This is a genomic window from Paenibacillus sp. 3LSP, from assembly GCF_032465655.1.
In the GTDB taxonomy this organism is placed as follows: domain Bacteria; phylum Bacillota; class Bacilli; order Paenibacillales; family Paenibacillaceae; genus Fontibacillus; species Fontibacillus barengoltzii.
The window spans coordinates 1-8,916 of record NZ_JAWDJI010000150.1 but is presented as its reverse complement, the minus strand read 5'-3'; the positions used below and the strand labels follow the sequence as shown (position 1 = coordinate 8,916).

Annotated in this window: 2 protein-coding genes and 2 pseudogenes; 2 read left to right on the top strand and 2 right to left on the bottom strand. The window is 48.5% G+C overall.

Going from position 1 to position 8,916, the window contains the following annotated elements; all coding sequences use genetic code 11:
- The first annotated feature begins 55 nt into the window (after nt 1–55).
- Both RW092_RS12550 and RW092_RS12545 read left to right on the top strand, forming a co-directional pair.
- Nucleotides 56–1,387 carry an IS4 family transposase gene (locus RW092_RS12550; protein ID WP_410055536.1) on the top strand — a complete coding sequence of 444 codons (1,332 nt, stop codon included), beginning with the start codon at nt 56–58 and terminating at the stop codon, nt 1,385–1,387.
- Nucleotides 1,388–2,095, top strand: a pseudogene (locus RW092_RS12545) (DUF3387 domain-containing protein); the annotation flags it as partial.
- A 311-nt stretch (nt 2,096–2,406) separates the two neighbouring features.
- Here the strand turns inward: RW092_RS12545 and RW092_RS12540 are convergent.
- Together RW092_RS12540 and RW092_RS12535 are read right to left on the bottom strand one after the other, a co-directional pair.
- A complete protein-coding gene (locus tag RW092_RS12540; RefSeq protein WP_316010356.1) occupies nt 2,407–8,277 on the bottom strand; it encodes an anti-phage protein ProA in 5,871 nt (1,956 codons plus the stop codon).
- A 553-nt stretch (nt 8,278–8,830) separates the two neighbouring features.
- Nucleotides 8,831–8,916, bottom strand: a pseudogene (locus RW092_RS12535) (LysR family transcriptional regulator); the annotation flags it as partial.

Below are 8,916 nucleotides of genomic sequence, written 5' to 3'. Positions count from 1 at the left end.
AAATTACGTGAGTGAACCATTATCCTTCGGTAACATTTTTATATGAGTTGACACGCTGCCAAACGAATTAAAGCCTGCTTTTCAAGAACTGAAAGTGATGAAACATCTTCAACAAGCCGGATTCCGTAAGCGATTTGGCTTTAGCTGTGCTCGGCTATTCCAACTCGTCTTAGTCCTTCTGTTTCACCAGAAGAATTGGTTTCGACTGCTCGAGAGCAGCAAGGGCGACTCCTTTCCCGGCAAGGATGCCGTCTATCGTTTCCTCAACCATGCAGGCTTTGCCTCCTGGCGTCGTTTTCTGACGTCGCTCAGCGTCGCGACGGTGCAGAAGGTCAGCGTGCCTACGTCGGCAGATCGGGACACCGTCTTCATCGTCGACGATTCCATGTTCGAACGCAACCGCAGCAAAGCCGTTGAGTTGCTGGCCAGGTTCAAAGATCATGCCACCGGCGCTTATTACAAGGGATTTCGTATGCTCACCATGGGATGGTCCGACGGCCATACCTTCCTGCCGCTGGACTTCGCGCTGCTCAGTTCCGGCAAATCTGCCATTAACGGCATGAACGAGAAGATCGACAAACGGACGAACGGGTATAAGCGACGTCAAGAAGCACTCCTGTCGGCTCCGCAGGTGATTGTATCGATGTTGGATCGCGCGCTTGCCGCCGGAGCCACGGCCTCCTATGTCTTGATGGACAGTTGGTTCACGCACGCGCCCCTCATTGGCGAGATCGCCTCCCGCGGGCTCGACGTGATCGGCATGGTCAAGAACGACAATAAGCGTTTCCTTGTTCAAGGCCGGAAGCTGTCGCTCAAAGAACTATACACCGCAGCGTCTCCGGTGCAAAGCAAGAAACGAGGCATCCTTCGTTCGATTCGAACCGAGCTTGCCTCCGGCATACCGGTTCACGTGGTATTCGTCCGTCATCGCACGAAGAAGAACGAATGGCTCGCGGTGCTGACGACGGATCTTTCCCTCTCCGTGGAGGACGTGATCCGTATTTACGGGATCCGCTGGGACATCGAGGTCTTCTTCAAGTGCACCAAGTCGCTGCTTCGTTTGCAGAAGGAGTTTCAAGGCCGCTCCTATGATTTACTGATCAGCCATACGACGATTGTATTCTCCCGCTATATTTTGCTGGCCTGGCAGCATCGGCAAAGTACGGATGCTCGCTCGTTCGGCGGTCTGTTTTATGTGTTGTGCGACGAAGTTGGCACATTGGACTGGGCCATCGCCTTGCAGCAACTGCTCGATCTGATCAACGAAATCGCTACGAAAGCAGGAAAAAAGCTTTCGGCTCTGATTCAACGTCAACTCCAGCAATGGATTGCAACTTTACCCAGCTACATCAAGGCCTGTTTGCCCATTTCATGCTGCGAAAGTTGAGTTATTAAGTTGATAACTGATGAGAACAGGAAGAAAACAACGAAAGAACTCGACGCCGAGTTGAATCAGCTCATTTCGAAATCGGTTGTATCCGATGAAGTTGTCGATATTCTGGAAGCTGTAGGTTTGCAGAAACCGAACATTGCGATACTTTCGGATGAGTTTCTCGAACATGTGCGCGGGTTGAAGCAGAAAAATCTGGCTGTGGAACTTCTCCGCAGGCTGCTTCAGGGGAAAGTGAAGGCCGTTTCCCGAACCAGTATTGTGCAATCGAAGAAATTTTCCGAGATGCTGGAGGAAGCGATTCGGAAATACAACAACCGCACCATCGAGACAACGCAGGTGATCGAAGAACTGATCCAGATGGCCAAAGAGATGAATGCAGCCGTCAAGCGCGGCGAAGATCTCGGTCTGATCAAGGAAGAACTGGCTTTCTATGATGCGCTTGCTTCGAATGAATCAGCCAAGGAACTGATGGGCGATCTCATGTTGAAGCAGATTGCACATGAGCTGACCCAAGCGATCAAGAGCAACATCAAGGTCGACTGGACGCTTCGTGAGAATGTACGGGCGCAAATGCGGATTACCGTCAAGCGGCTGTTGAAGAAATACGGTTACCCGCCGGATCTGGAGAAGATGGCCATTGATCTGGTGCTTCAGCAAGCGGAATTGATGGCGCAGGCGGAGACGGAAGAGTTTAAATATTAACGGATAACAAAGGCGTAGGACATCAAGTTTCAAGTTTGACTGTTTCTACGCCATTTCTTTTAGAACATACCCATTGATCAGTGGCCGAATGTACACTTCCCGAGAAAGTCCCGTTTTTTCACTGCAACAAAAAAAGACGCCGGATTCATCCAGCGCCTTGTGACTGAGATTTTTTTGTTAACCGTAAACATTAAAAAGACCGTTCAAGAACACATTGATTTCGATTTCCTTCGCGTACCTCCACTGCAATGACTCCGTCCATTGAGCAGCCTTTGATAGCTTATCCTTACACAGAGAATAACTTGAGTTAATTACTTCACTACCACTCGCCGATTTTCATCTTCATAAGCGAAGCCAAGCTCAATAGCACTTTGAATCCCTGATTTAATCGACTTCTCCAGAGCACTCCCGGATCTGGCGTATCCGAGCGCCTTAACGACTTGCTTCGTTAGCTCATCATATGGAAGACTAATTTGAGAAGACAGAATGGATTTCACGGCAACCGCTACTTCTTCCGGCGGTAAATCCTCGGCCATTCGCCGCTGAGCATCATCTGTGGCTACCCTGTAAATGCCATACTCGGATGGTTTTATTCCCTCTGGCCAGAAGAAGGTCATTCCGTTCCCTTCCGTATGTGCAGGTTGTATCTTCATCAACAACTCTGTAAACCTCTGATCCAATCGTGCCCCAAGTCGGGTAATGCCCCATGCCTGTAAAATGCGTTTTGTAAGTAAACTTCGGCTGATAGGTCCCTCTTCTTGAATGACCTTTCGGATTTGACCCAAAAGGAGCTCCGTCGATTCTGGGGAATGGAACCAATCCGCCTCTAAAGCAACAGCATCCAGAACGCAGACATGGTAAGGCTGCATCTCTTTCGGTTTCTGAGGCTGTGCAGGTTGAACATGATGATCCTTATCCATGCTTACCGGAGGATTCTGTGAACGATCAAATGTCACTTGTTTATGAGTCACTGCCGCTTCAGCTTGGGACTGAACCCGTAGCTTCTTGACCTCTCTTCCTCGCTTAACAGCATCCACAATACGGCTCACTACGGCTTCTCTATTGTCCCACCAATCCGGACTCCACACCCTCAACAAATTCCAGCCAAGCTGCTTAAGCACTTCTTCCCGCAAAATATTACGATCCCGGGCAGATTCTGCATTTTGATACATCGGTCCGTCAAGGAGAATCCCTAATGCATAATGATCGGACTCAGGGTCCAATACCGCTAAATCAATGCGATATCCCGATGCCCCGACATAGAGATCTGCTTGGTATCCGCGCTTTTTCAATTCAGCGGCCAGACTTCGGTGAACATGCGAAACCTGAAGCGCTTGAGATGACGCCTCGCTTGCAGGCAGGATCCGTTTTCCTTTTTCCGCATACTCAAGGAACGCTTTTAAGCCTAGTACACCTTCGCTGCTGATCCTGCTCGCATTCAGGTGATGGGCGTGCAGTGTTGAGAAGACCAGCATTTCGTACCTGGCTCTTGATACGGCAACATTTAACCGTCTCCAACCTCCCTGCCGGTTTAATGGGCCAAAATTCAGGCTTACCCTACCGTTTGCATCAGGCCCATATCCTACTGAGAACAAAATAACGTCCCGTTCATCCCCTTGAACATTCTCAAGGTTTTTGATGAATAGGGGTTCCGGCATTTGCATCATCAGCATTTCCACTTCCGGTTCTTGCTTCAGTACTTCTTCAAGCATATCCTCAATCAAGGTTTGCTGAATGGAACTAAACGTGACGATCCCCAAGCTCTGTTGACGCAAGACCGGATCCTTAATGCGGCGGACAATCTCAGCAACGACAGCCTCACCTTCGGCTCGATTCTGTTTCGTACGTCCCCGATCATAATATCCTTCGACAGGGCACCATTTCACACTTGAAACAGGTTCATCCGGAGATGGGAAGGTCATTAACTTATTTTCGTAGTAATGAGCGTTACTGAAAGCGATCAGGCTTTCATGCCGGCTGCGATAATGCCAGATCAGATGTCGCTCCGGCATTCCAAGCGCCAAACAATCATCCAATATGCTCTCCATGTCTTGCAGTGCCGATTCCTCTTCCTCCGTTTCCTGACGACTCTTCGAAAAGAAGCTCGTTGGTGGCAGCTGTTTCGGATCACCTACGATAACAGACTGTTGTCCCCGTGCCAATGCCCCAACCGCTTGTGCCGTTGGTACCTGAGAGGCTTCGTCAAATATCACCATATCGAATGGGGATCGTTCAGGATCGAGGTACTGCGCTACAGAAATCGGACTCATCAACATGCAGGGCACTAATCGCGGCAGCAAATTCGGAATCTGTTCAAACAGCTTACGAATCGACATATTTCTCCCGCCGCTGCGAATCGCCCGCTGAAGAATGCCGGCTTCAGAGCTTTGCGATGCTTCCTGCGTCATTTGAGGAACTCTCGAAGAAAGCCTGGCCACAATTTCTTGTTGAGTCAGTCTCGTATACTCCTCGTCGGCTTCCTTGAAACGAAGAAGAGTCTCTTCAAATACATTGCCGGAGAATGACACGAATTGCTCATCACGCGCAATGATGTAATTCGCTATTTTTTTATAGAGTCCACGTTCAAAAGCGTCCTTCAACTGGCCATTAGATAGACGCCCTTCTTCGTATGGAATGACAAGTGGCAGAAGTCCTTGCTCCTCCGCCTGCAATCGTACTCTTCGCCACGTACACCAATCTCTCAGTACATCTAGATAGGATATCCAGCCATTTGCTTTTTCCAGGAGATATTCGTGCCAGTCCAAATCTTGTGACTGATGGGCCATGCGCTCAAAGTCAATCTGTAACAGATCGCGGAGTTCCTTCTCCTGATTCTTCACTTGTTCATGACTACGGAGTACAGACTGTATCGATTTGTCCAAAGCAGCATTCCCACGAAGATCAACCATAAATTCTGCAATCTGTGTTCTTGCGTGATGAGCATCGGTAGTATTTTCAAACCAAGCCGTTAACGCTGCATGCAATCGATTCAGCCACTCGCAAGTCTCCAAGATGTCGTCCCACTTGCCTTCGTCATCCCAGATCAGCGAGGAACCAAGGAATGGAGTGGATTCGTCCCTTGCTCGACTTAACTTCTGTTCCTCTTCCTGCAGGGAAATGATATCCAGCAAGTGAGATCTGACATCCTGCTTGGCTATCCCTTGACCGGGAACCGTCATTTTCTTCAGCATATTAAAAATGCGATTTTGCCCAACCCATTTCGGAAGGAACCATTTTAGCTCCAAACTATCCCAAGTAGATAACATCATTTGGGCATCTAAACGATGAGCCTCTGAAGTGAATAATTTGGAAACCTTACCTCTAATCTCGTCTCGGCGTTTGCCCTGAAGTGCTGCGGCCTTTAGCCTTTCGACCGATTCTTCGACATTGATCTCTTGCATGAGAGCAGGTTTAATATCCGGTACACGGCTAGCCAGCTCACACAACTGTGCAAGTATGGAGATTTTGTCTTGAGTCATCGGAAGAGCTCCAAGCTTGAAATGCTTCAGCGTTTCATTCATCGCTTTCTGACGTCCCTCAAGCTCTACGATGTAGCTCTTTATTAATACTTCTGCGTTTGCCTTCAGTTCCTGTGTATAGGATGTAACCTTAGAGTCCGCCCAAGGGTGCGTGCCCGGATTGCCAAGCGCAGCCCCGGCTGCGATTAATTGAGCAACCGTGTCATTCCATGCAACCAAGGTATCCGGGTTCAGTCCTTCAATTGCTGCGTCATTGAACGTAACGACATCCGGTGCTTCACCCGCCCTCTCATACTCCGATATCGCTTCAAATAAAGATAAGCCAAAAGCATGTTTTCGATGAAGGGCTTTTACATAACCGTTTAACGTCTCTCTCAACTGGAACAAACGATCTGCTTGTCTTTTCCAGGACTCGCCAGACTGGATCCGTTGCACATCAATCGCATGGCTTAATTGGTCAAGGACTGCTCGCTTTGCGCTTTTGTTGGAGTGAAGTTCCAGGCAAAAAGGGCCCAATCCGATTTGTTCTAATCTTCGCTGAACAACAGACAGTGCTGCCATCTTCTCCGCTACGAACAGCACTTTTTTTCCATCGGCCAGAGCACTAGCAATCATATTCGTAATCGTCTGAGACTTCCCGGTTCCTGGAGGGCCGTGCAGCACAAAGCTTTGCCCCTTAAGCGCCGCGCGAATGGCCGACAATTGTGAAGAATCCGCACTGACCGGAATCAACGAATGAGCCGGATGCTCTTCATCGAGCGGCTCGGGCTTGATTTCCACCGATTCCTTTAGCTGTAGTTGTCCCTGAATAAGGCTTGCCACCACCTGATTCTCCGCCAATTGATCAGCTCTCGTGCGAATGTCATTCCACATTACAAATTGCCCAAACGAAAACAACCCGAGATTAGCCGTCTCCTCGATGTCAAAGCGGGATACTTGAATTAATGCATGTCTAATAACGTTAAAGATTTGTTTCAAGGCAATGCCTTTCTCATCCCTCGGAAGTGGATCCAGGCCATCAATGCCAATACCGAAATCCTGCCGCAGCATCTCCAGCAGTGTAATGTTAATCTGAGGCTCTTCATCCCTCGCCCGAATGACATAGCCTTGTCGTGAAGATTTTCGCAAAATATCTACAGGAATCAGCACAATCGGGGCATACCGGGGAAGTTCGCTAACCGGTGATTCATACCATTTTAAGAGACCCAAAGCAAGAAAAAGCGTGTTAGCCCCATTCTCTTCCAATGAAGTTCGGGCAGAACGGTAAATATGTACAATTCTTTTCTCTAGGTCCTGAGCATTCAAATCGGCTCTCAGCCGTCTCCGGACGAATTCCTCCTGTAACAATTTAACAATGGGGTGATTGGTATTCACACTTTGATACAAGCTGGCGTTTCGCCCGTTATCCTCCCAGTCATTGGGCCTTGCCAACAGTTGAAATTCATCGCCATCAGCCAGCGCATCTTCCAAATCTCCCAACTGGGCAGAAATGACCGGAATACACGATTTGGTCAAGCGAAAATTGAGCAGTGAATTACGAAGCGTCAAATCCAGCAGCTTACGCTCCCATTGCTTTTGCCGCGTTGCAGGATGCAACGAATCAACTTCCAACGGTTTTTCCAACACTTCCAGCAGTTCCGGAGCAGCACTTTCATTGATCTTCGTGTCACGTGTCTCCTCAATGACCCATCCATTTGTCGCTTTCGTACGCAGTGGTAACGGACGTATGGCTGCTGCACGTGCTCTTCGAATATCGACCAAGCCATCAAGTGAATCGGGATCTCTCAGATGCTTCTCGGCTAGCATAGCCGCTTGATCAAACGGGATTCGATCCCCTTTCACCATAGCCGTAGACTCTACCACGCAGATTTCATTTATTCCCGCTGCGAGCCTTTTCGTTAATAACGATATATCATCTTGAACCGTTTCCGAGAACGTCTCTTCTACAAGCCAGACTCCGGCAAACGCATGCCCAGTCGTGAAAATGATCAGAGGATGTAGACCCACAGCCTCCATACAAGCAGCATATAACATGGAAAGATCCAGACAATTTCCCAGTCCATGCGTGAAAATGGTCTCGGGAAGACGAATACGCTGACCGATTAACTCAAAACTAGGAGGAGCTACACAGTAGGAAATCTCGCGATTCTGCAAAGCTGAGTAGATCGCAGCCGCCTGCATACGTACCCGGTTGGGATCCTTACTCTGATAAGCTGTAAACGAAGGGCTTCCCGACCATTGCTCCAGAATGGTGCCCGCCTCCCGTACGATCTCGGCCACTTGATGATGATTCGGCGTGACAAAAGCAGCGGTCATCTCAGGCAATACGGCAAGCCCACTCCATTCATCAAAGGCAAGGACGGAAATCGAGCCGCGCTGCTTGAACAATTCGGTGTCATTCTGCCATACCGTCAATGTCAATGTACCTGATATGCGTTCCGACAAATCCCCCAAAAATGAGGTCGACATATGTAAATCAATCATCCCCATGTCCAAGGATTGCCCTGCTGGAAGTATGTCCAAATCCTTCTTCCATTCATATGCAAATTGCGGCTCAGATTCTAGCTTCACCGTGATTCCCTTGATATCTTCACCCGTTGTATTCGTTAAGATGATGCTCTTCATAACAGGAACATGGTTCTGCTGCATAGCGTAGTTCACGGTTTCGCTGTACAACCATTCGCATGAGATTCTGTTCTCCACTTTCACATCCTCCTATAATTCTTGTCTTGTTTCTCAGTACTGCAGACCTATATTGATTTCCATTTAGTTCTATAATAGCACTAAATAATGGGTGAATCTGTTTTTTTCGACATGAAAACACGGGAAAATAAAAAATAATCCTGAATTTCGAAAGTATCGCTTCTTAAAAATATGAAAAGGGCTCCGAATCTTTGGTCGCGCTGCTGCATGGAATACATCGCCGATTTCAGCATAAAGCTCAGCCGCGGTAGTCACTCCTAAGTCCGGGACGGTAAGAAGCAGTCGTCCGTCTGTCTGAAGGAGAAGGTTCTCGATCTCTTGTTCCAAAACATTAATTTTGGCAGCAAATGTTCGTAAGTCACGTAGCTTCATTTTCAGTAACATAAGCTCAGGCCGAAGTTCCTGTAAGTTTCTCGATAACGCTTGTTCAGCTGCAGGACGGAGCTTCCGCAGAGACGGTCGTCTACAGCACCAAAGCTGAGCGGGAGCTTCAGGTAAATGCGGAAAGAGCGGGCCGGGAAATCCGCATTACGGCGCAAGTGCAGCCGCAGCCTTAAGTCAGAACTTCTCTCGCCGCTTCTATGAAAGACAACAGGATGGGTGAAAGCCACTTGTCTTTATGCCATAACATCTGTGTAT